This is a genomic window from Rhodococcus sp. 05-2254-2 (genome assembly GCF_002259095.1).
In the GTDB taxonomy this organism is placed as follows: domain Bacteria; phylum Actinomycetota; class Actinomycetes; order Mycobacteriales; family Mycobacteriaceae; genus Rhodococcoides.
On record NZ_NOZJ01000004.1, the window covers coordinates 246,560 to 264,723 of the forward strand.

The following is an 18,164-nucleotide window of genomic DNA, read 5'->3' on the forward strand; positions in this document are numbered from 1 at the left end:
CGCACGGGATTCTCGATGAAATTGCAGCCTCGTCTGCTCGCCGATCTGGCGCGATTGACCACAGCACTCGACAGCTCCACCGTCGACCTCGCACAACTGGTGGACCGACTGTCCGCGGATATCGACGCGGCCGTATCGGCCGTGGTCTCGATAACCCTCACCGTGATCGTCGACGGTGAGTACTTCGAGGTGTTGGCATCGACCGGGAACAGTGCCGACCACGAGCCGGCATCATCGCTCAGGCTCACCCTCACCGACCCGCTCAGCATCGGGACCGAGAAGTATCTGCTCATTCTGTCCGGCACCGCAGGCGCTCTCGTGGACTTCGCCGCCGATGTGAGTTTCACCCTCGGACTCGGCGGCGACTCCGCAGTTCTCGATCGACACCTGCGCGGTGCGGGCGAAGAGCGGTCCGCCTACGCGCTCGCTTCGGTGAGCGAAGTGAATCAGGCGATCGGAGTGCTCATCGTCGGCGGGCGCAGCGCGGCGGAAGGCCGTGCCGAACTGCACCGATTGGCAGCGCAATCCGGGACGCCCACAGCCGAAGTGGCTCGAAGAACCCTGCGTGACGCACGCGGATGGTTTCCGCCGCAGGGTTCCTGACCCACAGTGTCACCGCCGGGATTCAGCGGAAACGATGCTCGATGACGCTGCGAGGCAACTGCATTGGGCTCGGGTAGGCCACGAGAACCCTGTTGCCGTCCGGATCGCACCCGTCGACGAAACTGACTCCGTCGGCTGTGTGGGCGTACGTGGACGGGTAGTGCTTGCGGAGCCGAGCCCCGATCTCGTTGAGTGACTCGGCGCGTTGAGCCGACCACATGATCTCGCTGACTCCCAGAGCTGTCACCGGTCGCGGCAAGGACAGTGGGTCGGCGTGCAGATAGATCTGAAAGCCGTTTCGCGCCAGCAACAGTGCGGCGTCCGCTTCTCGGAGGGAGACGGTGAACTCGAACACCGAGCAGTAGAAATCGATGGACCGCTCGAGTTCCCGAACCCTGATCAGCGCCGATGCCACGGCCACCGTCGCGATGTGCGACGGTGTGGGCACGGCGGCCCCGCTAGTGATGGTCCCTCGAATGAACCACCAGCACTGGGCAATGTGCATGCTCCGCGCACTGCGAGCTGACGGATCCGAGGAGCAGTCCGACGAATCCGCCGTGCCCTCGGCTGCCGACAACGAGAATCTCGGCGTCATGGCTGGCCTCCAGCAGGACTTTTGCTGCAGAACCCTGTCTCACAACCTGTTTCAGGCCTACGGGCAGATCGGTGCCGAACGCAGCAGCGGTAGCCTCGGCGAGAATCGTCTCGGCGTTCTTCGCGGGCTCGACTTCGACGACGTAACCGGTGTCCATGTACGGCTGGTACTGCCAGACTGTGACTGCCTCCAACGTGGTCGACAAGGCGGTGGCCAACTGCTGCGCACGTTGCAGGGCGAGGATCGACGAAGGTGATCCGTCGACTCCCACCACGATGGGGCGGCCGGTCGGCTCGGTGTCGGTCATGTGGATGGGCCTTTCTCGGGTGATGAACCTTTGTCAACGGCGGAGGTGGAGGGTGAAAGCCGCTTTGTGAGGACACCGATGATGTCTCCGGCCCACTCGTCGACCTCGGCGCGTGATCTGTCGTCTCCGTCGCCGGCGTTGATCATTCGGACCACCGCGCGCTCGAACAACGACAATGTCGATCGATCGAGCTTGCCGCCGAACACCTTGTGTTCGATTGCCCAGGACGCCTCGCTCCACTTCGACTTCGCAGTGGGCGGTGTCCCGCTACCTATGGGCCCGCTGGAGAACAGCCACACCGGCCTGGTCTCGAGTTCGGATTGCTCACGGGCGACGAGCGACCGGGCATCACCGAGCCAGCGGCCCATGTAGACGCCGCTTCCGAGTACGACGGCGTCGTACTCGGCGATGCTGTCCACCTCGGCTGCATCGCGGACGTCGACCGTGGCCGCGGTGGCGGTGTCGGACAGTCTCGCGGTCAGCGCCGAGCCCAACCACTGTCCGAGCTCGCGGGTGGAACCGTGACGGCTTGCCGTTGCGATCAGGATGCGCATGATGCCTTCTGCTTTCTTTCTCGAGGTACGGCGTTCGGTCAGCAATGGAGTTGTGCTGTCAAGAGATCCACGGATGTGCGGTATTGCGCCAAGTCGATATCGCCACGTGCGTACCGAGCGGCGAACAACTCCTCCAACGTGTCGGGACCGGTAACGGCGCGCGCTCTTGCCCAGGCGGGAGTGCGAACCCCGGACCGCAGCACTGCGAGCAAACAGAGTGCTGCGACAGCGAAAGCGAATGTGAGGGAGAGTGTCATGCCGGTCGGTCCTGTCGGTGGTTGCTCGTGAGGATCACTGACGACGACTCTGCCGCGCGGGAGCGCCTGGAAACAGGGACTTAGGACCCTCAGCGGTCGCCGAAGGTGTTCGCGGTGAGCGGCCGAATGGATCTGCACCACCGGGGGTTCCGTCGTCCGTCGCCGGTCCCTGGCGATTGGGTACTTCGTACCCTTCCGGGCCGGGTCGACGCATCGCTAGCGTGCAACGGGACTACCGAACACCCCACAGAGAAGGGCCCGTCATGACAAGAGCAACATCGAGCGACACAGATCAGGCCCGCTACTCCTTGCCCTCCGACAGCGATCGACGACTGGCACTGACCCCACCGGACCCGACGGACAGATCCGCCGGCGAGGTCGACGGTGCCTGGCTCTCGGTCAGTGACGATCTCGACTTCGAGGCACCCGAGCTCGTTGCCGCCCTGTCGCGGCGGCTCGGTCCGATCGATCGAGTCCTTTATCGCCTCGACGAGTGGCAGAAGGCACCCCGGCGCGTCACCGTAGGCGCACGGAGAATTCACCTGGACGGCTACCGGTTTCAGCCACACCACACACTCGGTGTTCGCACTCGCGACGGCGACAGTGTGACGCTGCTCGTGGTACCGCCGTTGATGAGTGGGCTTGCGGCGCAGGTAGTACTACACGGTGCCGGTCAGCGCGGAAACACAGAGACGGTGCAACAGTTGCTCGGATTGACGTTGACCGACGCATCCGGCAGCAGCATCGAAGACAAATGACAGTTCTGGTCCCGACCGAGGACGGCCGCAGCCTCGAAGTACTCGATACAGGGCCGGTCGACGCGCTTCCACTCGTCTATCACCACGGCACCCCGCAGGGTGCAGTACCGTTCCAGACCCTCGAACGGGCAGCTGCTGCAAAGGGATTGCGGGTCGTCTCCTACTCGAGGCCGGGGTACGGAGCATCCTCCCCACGTCCGGACGGTGCGACCACCGCTACGGTGGCGGATGACGCCGCCGACACGGAGGCAGTGCTCGACCACCTCGGCATCGGCGAATTTCTCACGATCGGCTGGTCAGGTGGGGGACCGCGTGCATTGGCCTGTGCAGCACTGCTGCCCGGTCGGTGCCTCGCTGCCGCCTGCTGCGTCGGGATCGCTCCGGCCGCCGACTACGACGGCGACATTCGCGACGGAATGGCCGAGGAGAACATCGACGAGTACACGGCCGTGTTCGCCGGCGTCGAAGCCTTGGAGTCGTTTCTCGATATCCGAAAAGGATTCTTCGGTGTCACCCCGGACCAGGTAGCGGCAGGATTGGGAGCGTTGGCTCCACCGGTCGACCGCGCCGCGCTGACCGAGGAACTCACCGAGTACCTCGCCGCGTCGGTCAACGCGGCCGGCCGTCAAGGCATCGTGGGCTGGCGTGACGACGACCTGACCCACACGCGCCCATGGGGATTCGACCTGAGCGAGATCAGCACACCGGTGTCAATATGGCAGGGCAGTCTTGACACGATGGTTCCGTTCGCCCACGCTCGTTGGTTGGCGGCCAACGTCGCAGGAGCGCAGGCCCACCTGATCGAAGGAGAGGGACATATCTCCCTGATGAGCCGGGTCAACGACATTCTGGACGATCTCCGCCGACTGGGCGGGGTGTTCCCGAAAGGTTAGGCGTGTTGCGCCGTCGCAGCATTCGCGGCGATGGTGCGCAGCATCTTTCTGCTCATGACGAATCCGATGGGCTCGACGAAGTAGCGTCCGAAGACCAAGCGGCTCTTCAATGTTGCAGCGTGCGAATACCGTCCCCGCTCGATCAGTCGAGTTCTTCCACCGGGCAGGGCGCGCAGATGAAACGACCAGAGTGCCCGGTCGGCCGAGTCGGGGTCTGCACCCAACAGCACGAAGGCGGTGCCGTCGTCGACCAGTGTCACTGTCAGAGGTGGTGATTGGGGATGCAGGAGCACGGAGTCGCCGACCTCGATAGTCTGGAATCGAGGGTCGATTTCCGTCGCCGACGTGATGTTGCAGCCGACCATGTTCTCCAGTCCGCGGTAGCTGTAGAAGCCTGCCCGCTGCTGTCCGAGCTGAATCAACCAAGGCCACACGAGATCAGGCGTCGTGTCGACATCGATTGCATGGGTGTACGTCCACGCCGGGTGTGGCACGCTCTCGTCACCAGGCAGTGCTTCGTCTACCTCGGCCGGCGTCGCGCCCCACGTCGTGCGCCACTTGCGCAGAGGAATCGAGGCCAGGACATGGAACGCGATGAGGCCTGCGCCACCGGCAGACTCGGCCAGTTCGTTCATGGTGATTTGTCCCCCTGTTGTGAGATCGATGTCAGGCATCGCGTCGGCGAAGGAGATATGCCGCGAGGGCGAGCAGCAGGACCGTCCACAGTGCTGCGACTCCGAAACCCTGCCAGGGAGTGAGCAAGTCGGAGGGAGCTTGCCGGGGTGAGGCGATCAGACTGCCGGCCTGCGAGGGCAGGTACGCCTGGATGTGCCGTCCCACGGTGCCGGGGATCAGTTGGGTGAGCGGTGCCAGTACGAGAACGAACCCGATCATGCCCGTGATGGCTCCCGCGGTGTGTCGGACGATGGCACCGACGGCGACCGCCATGGCGCCGAGCAGCGAAAGGTACAGGCCGGCACCGATCACCGCTCGCAGCACGCCGGGATCGCTCAGCGACACAGATGCTTTGGAGTCCATGATGGCCGAACCGAGGAAGAATGTGGGGAATGCCGTGATCTCGCCGATGACGAACACGACGGCCATGAACACACCGGTTTTGGCCGCCAACATCGGTATTCGTGAGGGCACCGCCAGCAGACTGGCCCTGATCGTGCCGCTCGAGTATTCGCTCGTGACCACCAGGACGCCGAGTACGCAGACCGCCAACTGGCCGAGCTGGAACCCTGCCCCCAGGATCTGGCGTGCCGGGTCTGTGACGATCTGAAGCTGGGAAACCGGATCGACGTTGTCCCAGTAGGCGACGGTGAACCAGGTGAAGAATCCGGTGAAGCCGATGGTGACGATCACCAGTGCGGCCAGGGACCAGATCGTCGAGCGCAGTGAGATCAGCTTCGTCCACTCCGATGTCACCAGTCCGAGGACATCGTCGCGATGATGTTCTCGCTCGGGGGGCTTGGTTGCGGTGCGCGGTGCGGTGATACTCATGATGTCGCCTGTCCGCGAGAGTGAGTGACGAGGGGGCGGTCGTGTTCGACGTCGTCGAGGTGGGTGAGTGTCATGAACGCTTCTTCCAGCGATGCCTCCTGCGGGGTCAGCTGGTAGATCGCGATGTTCTGCTGTTGGGCGAGCTCCCCGACCCGGTGTGCCGAGAGATCGTGGACGGTGAGTCCGTCGTGGCCGAGTACGTCGGTGGTACCTCCGGCCGCTGCGATCGATGCGGCGAGACTCGTCGAATCGGAGGACGAGACCAGCACCGACGCTCGACTGCTGCGAGCTATCAGCTCTGCGGGAGTGCATTCGGCGATCAGCTTGCCGTGATCGATGACCACGAGATGGTCTGCGGTCTGCGCCATCTCGCCCATCAGATGGCTGGAGACGAAGACGGTTCGTCCCTCTCCCGCCAGGTTCTTCATGAGGTTGCGCATCCAGTAGATGCCGTCCGGGTCCAACCCGTTGATCGGTTCGTCCAGAATGAGCACCGCCGGGTCGCCCAGCAGGGCTGCAGCGATTCCGAGTCGCTTCCGCATGCCGAGCGAGAACGATCCGGTACGTTCGCCGCTGACGCCGCGAAGCCCGACCAGCTCCAGAACATAGATGATTCGGGACGTTGGAATGCGTTGCGTACGAGCCAGATACAGCAGATGGTTGTAGGCCGATCGCCCTGGGTGGACGGCCTCGGAGTCCAGCAGGGTTCCCACGGTGAGCAGCGGCTTGTTCAAATGGGCATACTCGACGCCGCCGATCAATGCAGTGCCGGCGTCGGGACGATCCAAGCCGACGATCAACCGCATCGTGGTGGACTTACCGGACCCGTTCGGGCCGAGAAATCCTGTGACAGTGCCGGGTTCGACAACGAACGACAAGTCGTCGATGACGAGCTTGTCGCCGTAGCTCTTGCTCAGCGCGCGTACTTCGATCGGATAAGGCATGGTGTTCGTTCCCCTGTGGCGGCGAGTCGTTCGGAGTGAGCAGACGTGCGCTCAGGCGGCGGGACGGTGTTCGTCGACGCGGTGGACCTCGATGGTGCAGTCGTCCAGCACTGCGGCGATCGCAGCGACCGCGACGAGGACGGGTGCGACGATCGCGACCGCTACACCTGCAGTCACCGGTATCTCGATGATGGTGTGCCCCTGATCGTTCTTCACCACGATTCGCCGAATGTTGCCGTCGTGCAGCAACTTCTTGACCGTTTCGGTCAACTTCTCACCGCGAACCCGGAGAGTGTCGGTGGTCGGGGTGGATGGGGTGCTGTCGGATTCGCTCATCGCTACAGCCTGCTGCCGCAGGCTTCGCTCGCGTAGGGCATTTGTACCCTCGTTCGTGGGCGAACGACAGTCCGCGCGCGTTATCACTCGGGATCTGCCGCTGCCGTTGCGGTGATCCGCGCGAGGCGGCGGCCGGGCGACGGAACGACGGTGACCGGGCAGTGCGCACGCGCCAGCACCGACCGGCTGGTGGACCCGAGCATCATCTCTCCGTAGCCGCCGCGCCCGTGACTGCCGATCACCAGAAGTTGAGCGCCCTGTGCATGATCGAGTAGAGCCTGCACCGGCCGGTCCTTGACCACCACGGTGCGCACCGCCACCGTGGGATGACGACGTGTGTGCGGCTCGAGCATCCGGGTCAGTTGATCCGCCGCTGCGGGCCGATTGGCCGGCCATTCCAATCCTCGAATCGGAAGTCCGACCGTCAGATCCGCGTCGGACCAGCTGTGCACTGCCGTGAGCGGAGCCGACCGCACGGAGGCTTCCTCGAATGCCAGCGCCACCGCCGCCGCGCTCGCTCTCGTTCCGTCCACCCCGACGACCACCGGATGCGTCGTGTCCAGGCCGTCGCCCGACCAACCACGCACCACCGTGACCGGGCATCGAGCATGGGTGGTGACGGCGAAACCGATCGACCCGAGTGATCGTTGCTCGGCCCCGCCGAGACCGCGGGTGGCGATGACGACCATGCGGGCGGTGGTCGAGAGGTCGAGCAACGTGGCAACGGCGGGGTTCTCGGACGAGACGGTGTCGATGCCGATCGGACCGGCCGTCGCGCTCACGCGGGACGCCAGCGCCCTGGCCTCGTCCAGAATTGTTCTGATTTCCGATCTCGATTGCTCGACAACGGGTTCGGGGAGTATCCCCACCCCCGTCAGCGCCTTCGGAAGTGGCATCGCCGAGACGAGAACCAAATCGGAGCTGTGTAGGTGTGCGTCGAGAACTGCCCAGCGCACTGCATCCAACGCTGCAGCTGATCCGTCGACTCCGACGACGGTCGGTAGTGAACCCATCGTGCGACCTCCTCGGTCGTGGTGTCGGAACATCCATCAGACGCCTCGCACAGTCTCGGGCGCGGCAGGACAACAACACCGACACGAAGGACTTTGGTCCATTGATTCGGTGACGAAAGGTCGGGCCGGCCGTACCTGCGACCCGTAGGCTCGGAAGTCGAGGCGCCCAGTGTGGACGCAGGTGAGGGGTGTCGCTGTGGTCACGGTGTTCTTGGTGGACGATCACGAGATCGTGCGGCGTGGTCTGATCGACCTGATCGACTCCGATCCGGACCTCGAGGTCATCGGTGAGGCGGGCAGTTGCGCTCAGGCGCTGGCCCGAATCCCGGCCCTACAGCCGGACGTTGCCGTGCTCGACGTGCGCCTGCCCGACGGCAACGGCATCGAACTGTGCCGCGAACTCCTCGATCGCCTGCCGCTCCTCAAGACCATGATGCTGACCTCGTTCACCGAGGATCAGGCCATGCTCGACGCCATCCTCGCGGGCGCGAGCGGTTACGTCGTCAAGGACATCACCGGCATGGAGCTGACCCGCGCGATCAAGGACGTCGGGTCCGGTCGGTCGCTGCTGGACAATCGAGCAGCGGCGGCGCTGATGGACAAACTGCGAGCCGGAACGGCGACCCCAGGACCTATCGACCACCTCACCAGCCAGGAGCGCACGCTGCTGGATCTGTTGGGAGAAGGCCTCACCAACCGGCAGATCGCAGCCAGGATGTTCCTGGCCGAGAAGACGGTGAAGAACTACGTCTCTCGGTTGCTGGCCAAGCTCGGGATGGAGCGGCGTACCCAGGCTGCGGTGTACGCGTCGAAGCTCGCCGATACCGCTCCGTCGGCCGGACAACCGGGGTCGCGGGATGGATGACCACCGCGCGGAGACCTCGTCCTCGTTGCCGCAGTTGCGACTCGGTGAACTGTTGGCCGAGGTTCAGGACCGGATAGGCCGAATCGCCGACGCCAGAGTCCAGGCCGACGGGCTGCTCGACGCCATGCTCGTCATCACCTCCGGCCTCGATCTGGAAGTGACACTGCGCTCGATCGTGGAATCGGCCGTCGACCTCGTCGATGCTCGGTACGGCGCACTCGGTGTCCGCGGCGACGGTCACGGGTTGAGTGCGTTCATCAATCACGGCATGGACGAGGACACGCGAGTGGCCATCGGCCCGCTCCCCACCGGGCGCGGGGTGCTCGGACTGTTGATCGACCAGCCGAAAGTGCTGCGCCTCGAAGATCTCTCGGCGCACCCGGAGTCGGTGGGATTTCCGCCGAACCACCCGCCGATGAAAACTTTTCTCGGCGTTCCGATTCGGGTCCGTGACGAGATATTCGGCAACCTCTATCTCACCGAGAAGAAGGACGGCAAGCAGTTCACCGAGGACGACGAGGTCGTCACGAAGGCGCTGGCGTCCGCGGCCGGCATCGCCATCGAGAACTCGCGACTGTACGAGGACTCACGGGTACGCCAGGCCTGGATGGAAGCAACTCGGGACATCGGCACCGAGCTGCTCGCCGGGACGGACATCGACGAAGTGCTACAGATGGTGGCGCGGAAAGCATTGCACCTGACCGGTTCCGATGCGGCGTTCATCGCGGTTCCCGAGGACGGCGACCAGCCGTTCGAGGATGTCACCGAACTGGTCGTCACGGTCAGCGAGGGGCTCGGATCCGATCGCATGATCGGAGCAGTCATTCCGATCGAGGGTTCGAGCTCGGGATCGGCATTTCGACGTCGAACACCGTTGCGCAAGGAACGACTCGAGTACGGTGCCAAGGAATTGGGCTCGGCTTTCGGGCCCGCACTGATTTCACCCTTCCGCGTCGCCGAGGGCGTGAGCGGCGTCCTGGTGGTGCTCCGCGCAGAGGGGCGGGGGCCGTTCGACGATTCCCAACTCGAGCTGGTCTCGAACTTCGCCAATCAAGCTGCATTGGTGATGCAGATCGCCAATTCCAGCCGCCGGATGCACGAACTCGAGGTGTTGTCGGACCGGGACCGAATAGCCCGCGACCTGCACGATCACGTGATTCAGCGAATCTTCGCCGCCGGATTGGCTTTACAGAGCACTCTGCAGCGCACCGAGTCCGAGGAAATTCGGGTGCGACTGTCCAGGACGATCGACGACCTGCAGGACACGGTGCAGGACATCCGGACGACGATCTTCGACTTGCAGAGCACGTCCCACTCGGCCACGCGATTGCGTCAACGCATCAATGCGGCGGTACTCGAACTCACCGAGAACGTCGATATCCGTGCCGTCGTGCGGATGTTCGGGCCTCTGTCGGTTGTGGACACCAAGCTCGCCGATCATGCCGTTGCCGTCGTTCGTGAGACGGTCAGCAACGTCGTCCATCACGCGCAGGGCGACACTGTGACCGTAACCTTGTCGGTGGGCGACGAGTTGCAGATCGTCGTGTCCGACAACGGGATCGGGATGCCAGAGGACACCACCGCCAGCGGACTGTCCAACCTCGGTGCCCGTGCTGTCGAATGCGGTGGGTCGATGAACATCGGTCCCGGCTCCTCCGGACGCGGCACCGATGTGACCTGGTCGGTACCGCTGCCCTGACGGGTGCAGTCGTTCGTCACCTGTTTCGGTGACCTCCGGCCGCTGCGTCGGGTGGGTGTGCGCTCGTAGCGTTCTCGGTGAAGGTGCAGAACCTATCGTCGCACCACCGAGAGGAACCCGATGAACAGTGCACACACCGCCGGACCCGTCGTGGTCGGTATCGACGGATCGGAGACCGCGCTCGATGCGGTCCGATTCGCCGTGCAGGAGGCACGTGGGCGGGGGACGTCGCTTCGTTTGATCCACGTGATCGCCGGCCACGACGAGCCCGAAACCGTCTACGGCGCTCCGGATGTCGACGGCGACTATGCCCGCGCGGCATTGAGTCGCGCAGCGCATGTGGCCGCATCGATCGATCCGGCGATTGCCGTGGAATCGGTCGTTGCACACGGGCGGCCCGAATCGGTGATGTCGACCGAAGCGGGATCTGCGTCTCTGCTCGTACTGGGGACCACGACCGGCAGTGCAGTGACCGCCTGGGTACTCGGATCGATGGTCGGAGCCGTGGTCGAAGCATCGCCCAACCCCGTGGCGATCGTCCGGCACTTCGACGCCGAACGCCGCGGACCGGTCGTCGCGGCGCTGGGTGATGCCGACATTTCACAAGCCGATGTTGTTGTCGCTCAGGCGTTTCACGAGGCATCGATCAGGTCGGCCAGCGTGTTGGCGGTGCACACCCAGGCCGTCTCCTCCATTCTCGCGTCCGCCCTCAGTAGACCCGGTGACGGGCTACACCCCGAATCGGCAATGGACGTTCGGCTCGAACCCTTCGGCGCGGACTACCCAGACGTTCGCGTGGCGTCGGTGTACGCCGAGGCCGACTCGGGATCGGAACTCGTGGCGGTCTCCGAGACGGCCCAGCTGATGGTGGTCGGCCACGAGCGAGACAGAGTGCCGGGACGAACACTGACCGCCGTACTGCGGCATGCCCATTGCCCCGTCCTCGTCGTCCCGCACGCATGAGTACCTCGAGGCAGTCTCCGATCGTCGTCGGTGTCGACGGCTCCGGCTCGTCGCTCGACGCAGTCGGGTGGGCCGCTCATGCGGCCGAGTTGCGTGGGGTACCGGTGAAGCTGGTGTCCGCCTATCAAGTCAAGGTCCTGTACACCAGCTTCGTCGCGCTGCCGTCTCACATCGGCTCCGAGGAGCACAAAGCCGCCGAGTCGGTCCTGGCCTGGGCTTCGCTGGTTGCGCGACGGTCGGTGAAGGACCCCGACGGTCTCGAGATCGTGAGCGAATCGATTGTGGGCCCGACGATTCAGGCCATGCTGGAGCAGTCCTCCAGTGCCTCGATGATGGTGGTGGGCTCGCGCGGCAACGGCGATTATTTCGCTGAACTGCTCGGCTCGGTGAGCACCGCGGTGGCCGTTCAAGCGCACTGCCCGGTGGTCATCGTGCCGAAAAGTGTGGAGCTGCATTCGTCGGGAGGCCCTGTTGTCCTCGGCGTCGACGGGTCGCCGCACAACCAGAACGCCGTTCGGTTGGCATTCGACGAAGCCTCGCTCCGAGGAACGGAATTGGTTGCAGTGCATGTGTCCACGGACGAACCGATCTCCTCGCCCGACGCGTCCGCGACCGACAGATCCGATGCGATCGTGTCGAACGGCCGAACCGTGTTGGCGGAGAGCCTGTCCGGCTGGAGCGAACAGTATCCGGACGTCGTGGTCCAGCAGAAAGTGCTGCGCGGCAACGTGGTCGAGAAGATCCTCGAGGTGTCACCGCGCGCCCAGGCCGTGGTCGTCGGTTCGAGCGGACGCAACGGTTTCAGCGACAGACTTCTCGGATCCACGGTTCGTTCACTGGCCCACCGCGTCGACTGCCCGTTGATCATCGCCCGCGGGTAGCTCGACGGGTCCGGCAGTCACGACCACCGCCACTGCCGGATCTCGGGGAGGTCCTCGAAATGCTCTCGGATGTAGGCGTCGTGTCGTGCCAGTTGGTCCTGGCAATGTTGCCGCAGTTCCTCGGCACCGGCCGGCGTTGTGCGTGCCCGGTCGAGTGCCGCGAGGGCGAGATGGTAGCGACTGATCTTGTTGAGCACCACCATGTCGAACGGTGTTGTCGTGCTGCCCTGTTCGATGAACCCGCGTACGTGGAACCGCTGGGCGTCCGGTCGGCCGTGCACCAGTTGGTGCACCGCACGGGGATAACCGTGGAACGCGAAGACAACATCGACCGAGGTGGTGAACAGGTCCGCGAACTGCTCGTCGGAGAATCCGTGGGGATGATCGCCGACGGGCAGCAGCGCCATCAGATCGATGACGTTGACCACCCGAACCCTGAGCTCGGGAGTCCATTTACGTAACAACTCTGCGGCAGCGAGGGTTTCCTCGGTCGGCACGTCGCCTGCACACGCCAGAACGATCTCGGGATCTTCCTCGGCGTCGACCGATTCGGTGCCGGCCCAGTCCCAGCGGGACGCACCTGCCGCTGCATGCGCCCGCGCCTCGGGAAGCGTCAGATACTGCGGGTGACTCTGCTTGTCCACCACCAGAACGTTGACGTGACCTCGACTGCGGAAACAATGATCGGCAACCGCGAGCAGCGTATTGGAATCCGGTGGCAGCCACACGCGCACCACATCCGGTGCCAGAGGAATGACCGCGTCGATCAGTCCGGGGCCCTGATGGCTGAATCCGTTGTGGTCGTTGCGCCAACACGTGCTGGTGAGCAGCACGTTGAGCGAGGCGACGGGTGCCCGCCACGCGAGTGTTGCCGCGTGCTGAAGCCACTTGGTGTGCTGGATCAGCATCGACACGCTCACCATGGCGAAGGCCTCGTAGCTGGCGAACAGGCCGTGCCGACCCGACAGCAGATACGCCTCCAGCCAGCCCTCGCACAGATGCTCGCTGAGCACCTCCATCACGCGACCGTCGGGACCGAGATCGTCGTCGAACTCGGTGGTCGGCAACTGCCAGCATCGATCGGTCACCTCGAACACCGCCTGGAGCCGGTTGCTCGCGGTCTCGTCGGGACAGAACAGGCGAAAGTTGCCGCCGCCGTGGGGTTGTGCGTTGTCGAGATAGATATCACGCATCATCTCCCCGAGCACGGTGGTCGTCTCGTGCGACGTGCGCCCCGGGGACTCCACGGTGAGCGCATAGTTGTCCAGATCGCGAATGACCAAGGGCTGCAGAAGTAGTCCTCCGTTCGCATACGGAGTGGCACCGAGACGTTCGGTGCCCGACGGAGCGAGCTCGCGAATCGAGTCGACGGGAGCGCCGTCGTCGTCGAACAGCGATCGGGGGTCGTAGGAGAGCAGCCACTTCTCGAGCTGCGCCAGATGCGACGGGTTCTCGCGGAGTCCCGACAGCGGTACCTGGTGCGCCCAGTGGGTGCCCTCGATGAGCTTGCCGTCCACCTCGTGCGGCCCGGTCCAGCCCTTGGGGGTGCGCAGAACGATGGCGGGCCACTCGATGTCGTGCTGTGGTTCTCCGTTGCGGGCGGCGTGCTGGATTGTCTCGATCGCGTCGTGAGCGCGGGTGAGGGCTGCGTGGAGCGCCGGGAACACCTCTCGTGGGTCGTCGCCTTCGACGAAGAGGGGTGCCCACCCCTGGCCGCTCAGGTAGTCGGCTACCGATTGATCGGTGCTGCGTCCGAGAACCGTCGGTCCGGAAATCTTTCCGTCGTTCAGATGCAGGATGGGCAAGACGGCGCCGTCGCGAATCGGGTTCAGAAAGGCCGGGATCTTCCACGAACCGGACAGAGGACCGGTTTCGGCCTCACCGTCCCCGACGACACAGGCAACGATCAGATCCGGATTGTCGAACGCGGCACCGGCGGCGTGGACGAGGGCGTAACCCAGCTCGCCGCCCTCGTGAATGCTGCCCGGGGTCTGGACGCTGACATGGCTCGGAATGCCCCCAGGAGTGGAGAATTGACGGCACAGCCGTCGGACGCCCTCGTTGTCCAGTGAAATGTTCGGGTAGATCTCGCTGTAGGTTCCCTCGAGGTAGGTGTTCGCCACCAGCGCCGGACCGCCGTGGCCGGGACCGGTGACGTACAGCCAATCCGAATGGGTTCGACGAATCACCCGATTGAGGAGGGTGTAGATCATCGAGAGTCCGGGACTGGTGCCCCAGTGCCCGAGCAGCCTCGGTTTGATGTGCGCCACCTCCAGAGGACGACGCAGCAATACGTTGTCCTGCAGATAGATCTGCGCCACCGTCAGATAGTTCGCCGCAGCCCAATAGCGCAGGTCCGCGTCTAATTCGTCCGAGTTGTAGGAAGACTCGATCGACTCCACGCTCATCGATCGGTGGGAACGACGACGACGGGAACATCCACCGAATGCAACACCGCACGCGAGGTGGAACCGAGAAGCATCGATGCGAATCCACCCCGACCGCGGCTTCCTACGACGATCAACTGCGCTGCCTCCGACGCACGGACCAGCTCACGAACAGGCCTGTCCTGAACCACCACTCGATGGATGGTGACGTCCGGGTAGTCCTCCGACCAGCCGGCCAGGCTCTCCGCCAACGACGTCTTCTCGGCGAGTTCGGAATCGACCCACGGACCCTCGTCGTCGCGCGTCAACACGCTGCCGAGTTCGAGGTCGCTCCAGGCGTGTACAGCGACGAGGTCGACTCCGCGCAGTGACGCTTCCTTCAGAGCGAATCCGATCGCAGGCTGACTGTTGGCGGTGCAATCCACCCCGACGACAACCGGACCGTCGCTGACGATGTTCGATTTGATTACTGCAACAGGACATTTGGCATGCGTGACCACTGCGGTACTGACCGACCCGATCAACCCGCCGGTGAACTCGCCCAGACCCCTCGACCCCACGACGATCATGGCGGGAGCGACGTCGAAGTGCGTCAGATTCCGTGCAGCAGAGCCGTGTTCGAGGCGCGTATCGAGAATCAGCGAATTGCCGGCGGCAGTCTTGTGCGCAACATCGACCGCTGCGGTCAGCACACGCTTGGCCTCGACGTCCTGGTCCGAGAATGCACCGATCCGGAGACTGATGGCATCCCCGTAGGTTCCCGGCGCGAACAGAGACGACGTGACCAACTCGAGTGGAGCGTGGCGTCGAACGGCCTCGCGCGTTGCCCAGCGGACCGCGTCGAGCGATGTGGCAGATCCGTCGACTCCGACGACTACCCGACTCGATGCATTCATGACGAATTCCCGTCCATTGACTTGCGTGTGCAGATACCTACCGAGCATGGCTCGGATCGGCTCGTCGCCGACAGAGGCGGAAGTCCTTCGGTGCGGGGCGGAAGTCCCTGCCTGCTACCCCTAGGGGGTATGTCTTGCTATCGTCGGAGACATGCATCCAGTGATCCGACGCAGTCGCCCGGGCATTGCCTCGGCGACCGGATTGCTGATCGCACTGACGATCTTCGGGGTGCTGCTGATGCACTCGGCGACGCCGACCGCGTCGGCGAACACCGATCATGCAGCCATGGCGTCGGCGATGCACCATGAGGGGCCCGTGCAGGTGGCGGTCGGTGAACACGACTGCCCGGCGGCGCACCAGATGATGCATCCGTGCGCGGGAACCACGGTGTCGTGGGCTGCTCTGTCGGTTCCGTCGACGAGCGTCGACCTCGGCTACTCGCTGATATCGGCGGACGGCATCGGTGGGCGCACCGACTCCATCTCGGAGCGTGCTCCGCCGTGGACCCTCTGGGAGCTGGACAGATCGGTGACCTTGCGAGTGTGACAGGGAGCCCGGTGAACGTACGACCACCGGCGGATTCACTCATCCCTGTATTTCGCACTCGTTCAAGGAGTTTCACATGCGTACAACACTCGTCGCTTCGCTGGCTGCTGCCACCGTGAGCGCATTTCTCGTCGCAGGCTGCAGCAGCGACACCTCCGACTCGTCGATGGACGGCCATTCGATGGGCTCGTCGAACTCGTCGTCGGCGTCATCGAGCCAGTCCGATGCGTCGGCAGAATTCAACGATGCGGACGTGATGTTCGCGCAGATGATGTACCCGCATCATGCGCAGGCGGTCGAAATGGCGGCAATGGTCCAGGGCCGCACCGACAATCCGGACGTCGTGGCGTTGGCGTCGGCGATCGAGGCCGCGCAGCAACCGGAAATGGACCGGATGACCGCCTGGCTTGCCGAATGGGGTCAGCCCGCGCCCTCGTCCGACATGGGTGAGATGAGCGGCATGGACCACAGCTCGGGCATGGGCATGATGACCCAGCAGGACATGGACGCGTTGAGTGCGGCCACCGGTGCCGAGTTCGACCGTCAGTGGCTGACGATGATGATCGAGCATCACGAAGGCGCGATCGAGATGGCGAACACCGAGATCGCCGACGGCTCCAACCCCGACGCACAGGAAATGGCCCGCACGATCGTGGCCACGCAGCAGCAGGAAATCGACACCATGCGGACGCTGCTCGGCTGACCCGGATCGACACCGAGGGCCGCACTCCTGACCAGGGGGTGCGGCCCTCGAGTAGGCTGGCCACTCGGAGAGTCCTTCTCTGCGGTCGGTCCGAGGGAGAATATTCACATGGCACGTCCACGGGTATTGGTCATCGGCGGAGGATTCGGCGGGCTGCACGCGGCGCGCCGTCTGCGTAACGAGGACGTCGATGTGACCGTGCTCGAGCGCGGCACCTCTCACGTCTTCCAGCCACTGCTCTATCAATGCGCCACCGGTCTGGTGTCCGAGGGTTCGATCGCCAGTCCGCTGCGGCACCTACTGCGTAAGCAGAAGAACGTGTATGTGGCGCTGGGTGAAGCGACCTCGGTGACCGCGGTGGGTGACGGTGGAGTGGTGACGGCCAGTCGGTTCGACGGCTCGACCTTCGAGCTGCCCTACGACTACCTCGTCGTTGCCGTCGGAATGCAGCAGGCGTATCACGGCCACGACGAATACGTGCAGTGGGCACCGGGGATGAAGACCCTCGACGATGCCCTCGCGATCAGGCGAAAGCTGATCTCCGCCTTCGAGATGGCGGAGTCTCTGCCCACCGTGGAGGAACGCCGACCATGGCTCACGTTCGCCGTGGCGGGGGGAGGCCCGACCGGAGTCGAATTGGCCGGTCAGATAAGGGAACTCGCGACTCGGGCGTTGGCGAAGGAGTTCGACACCATCCACCCGTCGGAAGCGCGAGTGCTGCTCTTCCACGGCGGTGACCGCGTCCTCGAATCGTTCCCCGATTCCCTGACGAAGAAAGCGCAACGCACCCTCGACGCGGTAGGCGTGGAAACCCATCTCGGAGTTCACGTCACCGACGTCACGGCCACCGACGTCGAGGTCACGGCCAAGGCCGAACCCAAGACCGTCACTCGCTACGACACCCACACCGTGCTGTGGACCGCAGGCGTCGAAGCCGTTCCGTTCGTGAAACGACTCGCCGACGCGATGGGCGTCGAACAGGATCGCTCCGGACGCATCGCCGTGCAGCCGGATCTCTCGATCCCGGGACACCGCAACGTCTTCGTCGTCGGAGACATCATGTCGCTGAACAAGCTCGCGGGAGTCGCCGAAGTTGCGATGCAGGGCGGACGCGCGGCGGGCGCGGCCATCGCAGCAGACCTGTCCGGCTCTGCGCGTATGGATTTCAAGTACCGAGATCTCGGCAACGCGGCCTACATCGCCCGCGGTCACGCACTCGTGCAGGCCGGACCGCTGAAGATGTCGGGCTTCGTGGGCTGGGTGTCGTGGGGAGTCATCCACATCGCATTCCTGGCCGGGAACCGCAATCGCGTCGGGACGCTGATCAACTGGGCCGCAACCCTGGCCACCGGTACCCGACGCGAACGTGCCATCACCTACGGCGACCCGGAAACGGCGCGTAAGCCGTACAACTGAGCGAACGCCAGCGTTCAGTACCGTCGCCGATCGGCGGAAAT

At 64.4% G+C, this 18,164-nt stretch carries 20 protein-coding genes; 10 read left to right on the plus strand and 10 right to left on the minus strand.

All coding sequences use genetic code 11. The features are described from left to right. Window positions 1-15 precede the first annotated feature (15 nt). Window positions 16-603: a hypothetical protein gene (locus tag CH283_RS07265; RefSeq protein WP_094640768.1), complete on the plus strand. Its 588-nt coding sequence runs from the start codon at window positions 16-18 to the stop codon at window positions 601-603. A gap of 22 nt (window positions 604-625) precedes the next feature. Here CH283_RS07265 and CH283_RS07270 read toward each other — a convergent pair whose 3' ends face one another. Genes CH283_RS07270 through CH283_RS07280 form a run of 3 tightly spaced genes read right to left on the minus strand, consistent with a single transcriptional unit; the run spans window position 626 to window position 2,059 of the window. Further along, entirely contained in the window at window positions 626-1,051 is a 426-nt protein-coding gene (locus tag CH283_RS07270; protein WP_255183128.1) for a VOC family protein, read from the minus strand. A 10-nt stretch (window positions 1,052-1,061) separates the two neighbouring features. Further along, window positions 1,062-1,505 carry a universal stress protein gene (locus CH283_RS07275; protein WP_068055036.1) on the minus strand — a complete coding sequence of 148 codons (444 nt, stop codon included), beginning with the start codon at window positions 1,503-1,505 and terminating at the stop codon, window positions 1,062-1,064. Beyond that, the gene (locus tag CH283_RS07280) at window positions 1,502-2,059 is read right to left on the minus strand and encodes a flavodoxin domain-containing protein (RefSeq protein WP_094640769.1); all 558 of its coding nucleotides are present in this window, start codon (window positions 2,057-2,059) and stop codon (window positions 1,502-1,504) included. Before CH283_RS07280 ends, CH283_RS07275 begins: the two co-directional genes overlap by 4 nt. 520 nt (window positions 2,060-2,579) lie before the next feature. Between CH283_RS07280 and CH283_RS07290 the strand changes: the two genes are divergently transcribed. Beyond that, window positions 2,580-3,074 carry a DUF5994 family protein gene (locus CH283_RS07290; RefSeq protein WP_094640771.1) on the plus strand — a complete coding sequence of 165 codons (495 nt, stop codon included), beginning with the start codon at window positions 2,580-2,582 and terminating at the stop codon, window positions 3,072-3,074. After that, the gene (locus tag CH283_RS07295) at window positions 3,071-3,967 is read left to right on the plus strand and encodes an alpha/beta fold hydrolase (protein WP_094640772.1); all 897 of its coding nucleotides are present in this window, start codon (window positions 3,071-3,073) and stop codon (window positions 3,965-3,967) included. Before CH283_RS07290 ends, CH283_RS07295 begins: the two co-directional genes overlap by 4 nt. Here CH283_RS07295 and CH283_RS07300 read toward each other — a convergent pair. The 5 genes from CH283_RS07300 to CH283_RS07320 form a co-directional block, all read right to left on the minus strand. Further along, on the minus strand, window positions 3,964-4,602 hold the full coding sequence (locus CH283_RS07300; protein WP_176460192.1) for a hypothetical protein: 639 nt from the start codon (window positions 4,600-4,602) through the stop codon (window positions 3,964-3,966). The two genes, CH283_RS07295 and CH283_RS07300, sit on opposite strands and share 4 nt — an antisense overlap. A 31-nt stretch (window positions 4,603-4,633) precedes the next feature. Beyond that, window positions 4,634-5,473, minus strand: coding sequence for an ABC transporter permease subunit (locus tag CH283_RS07305; protein ID WP_068055020.1), 840 nt, complete (start codon window positions 5,471-5,473; stop codon window positions 4,634-4,636). Continuing rightward, the gene (locus tag CH283_RS07310; RefSeq protein WP_094640773.1) at window positions 5,470-6,417 is read right to left on the minus strand and encodes an ATP-binding cassette domain-containing protein; all 948 of its coding nucleotides are present in this window, start codon (window positions 6,415-6,417) and stop codon (window positions 5,470-5,472) included. The genes CH283_RS07305 and CH283_RS07310 overlap by 4 nt, the downstream gene beginning before the upstream one ends. A 51-nt stretch (window positions 6,418-6,468) precedes the next feature. Then, window positions 6,469-6,753, minus strand: a complete 285-nt coding sequence (locus CH283_RS07315) for a DUF4342 domain-containing protein (protein ID WP_094640774.1) — start codon at window positions 6,751-6,753, stop codon at window positions 6,469-6,471. Window positions 6,754-6,836: 83 nt separating this feature from the next. Then, on the minus strand, window positions 6,837-7,766 hold the full coding sequence (locus tag CH283_RS07320; RefSeq protein ID WP_176460193.1) for a universal stress protein: 930 nt from the start codon (window positions 7,764-7,766) through the stop codon (window positions 6,837-6,839). Window positions 7,767-7,962: 196 nt separating this feature from the next. Between CH283_RS07320 and CH283_RS07325 the strand changes: the two genes are divergently transcribed. The 4 genes from CH283_RS07325 (at window position 7,963) to CH283_RS07340 (ending at window position 12,174) form a co-directional block, all read left to right on the plus strand. Next, window positions 7,963-8,631 (plus strand): response regulator, encoded by a 669-nt coding sequence (locus tag CH283_RS07325; protein WP_068055658.1) that lies wholly within the window; start codon window positions 7,963-7,965, stop codon window positions 8,629-8,631. Next, window positions 8,624-10,330 carry a sensor histidine kinase gene (locus CH283_RS07330; protein WP_094640776.1) on the plus strand — a complete coding sequence of 569 codons (1,707 nt, stop codon included), beginning with the start codon at window positions 8,624-8,626 and terminating at the stop codon, window positions 10,328-10,330. Before CH283_RS07325 ends, CH283_RS07330 begins: the two co-directional genes overlap by 8 nt. Window positions 10,331-10,450: 120 nt before the next feature. Then, the gene (locus CH283_RS07335; RefSeq protein ID WP_094640777.1) at window positions 10,451-11,293 is read left to right on the plus strand and encodes a universal stress protein; all 843 of its coding nucleotides are present in this window, start codon (window positions 10,451-10,453) and stop codon (window positions 11,291-11,293) included. Then, on the plus strand, window positions 11,290-12,174 hold the full coding sequence (locus CH283_RS07340; RefSeq protein WP_094640778.1) for a universal stress protein: 885 nt from the start codon (window positions 11,290-11,292) through the stop codon (window positions 12,172-12,174). The genes CH283_RS07335 and CH283_RS07340 overlap by 4 nt, the downstream gene beginning before the upstream one ends. Window positions 12,175-12,191: 17 nt before the next feature. Here CH283_RS07340 and CH283_RS07345 read toward each other — a convergent pair whose 3' ends face one another. Then, a complete protein-coding gene (locus CH283_RS07345) occupies window positions 12,192-14,582 on the minus strand; it encodes a phosphoketolase family protein (protein WP_094640779.1) in 2,391 nt (796 codons plus the stop codon). Further along, window positions 14,579-15,457, minus strand: a complete 879-nt coding sequence (locus CH283_RS07350; protein ID WP_094640869.1) for a universal stress protein — start codon at window positions 15,455-15,457, stop codon at window positions 14,579-14,581. The genes CH283_RS07345 and CH283_RS07350 overlap by 4 nt, the downstream gene beginning before the upstream one ends. Window positions 15,458-15,608: 151 nt before the next feature. Here CH283_RS07350 and CH283_RS07355 point away from each other — a divergent pair, with 151 nt between their 5' ends. The 3 genes from CH283_RS07355 to CH283_RS07365 all read left to right on the plus strand — a co-directional run bounded on the left by CH283_RS07355 (window position 15,609) and on the right by CH283_RS07365 (window position 18,123). After that, a complete protein-coding gene (locus CH283_RS07355; protein ID WP_094640780.1) occupies window positions 15,609-16,004 on the plus strand; it encodes a DUF6153 family protein in 396 nt (131 codons plus the stop codon). Between the two features lie 76 nt (window positions 16,005-16,080). Beyond that, a complete protein-coding gene (locus CH283_RS07360) occupies window positions 16,081-16,707 on the plus strand; it encodes a DUF305 domain-containing protein (RefSeq protein WP_094640781.1) in 627 nt (208 codons plus the stop codon). Between the two features lie 108 nt (window positions 16,708-16,815). Then, a complete protein-coding gene (locus tag CH283_RS07365) occupies window positions 16,816-18,123 on the plus strand; it encodes an NAD(P)/FAD-dependent oxidoreductase (RefSeq protein ID WP_094640782.1) in 1,308 nt (435 codons plus the stop codon). Window positions 18,124-18,164 lie beyond the last annotated feature (41 nt).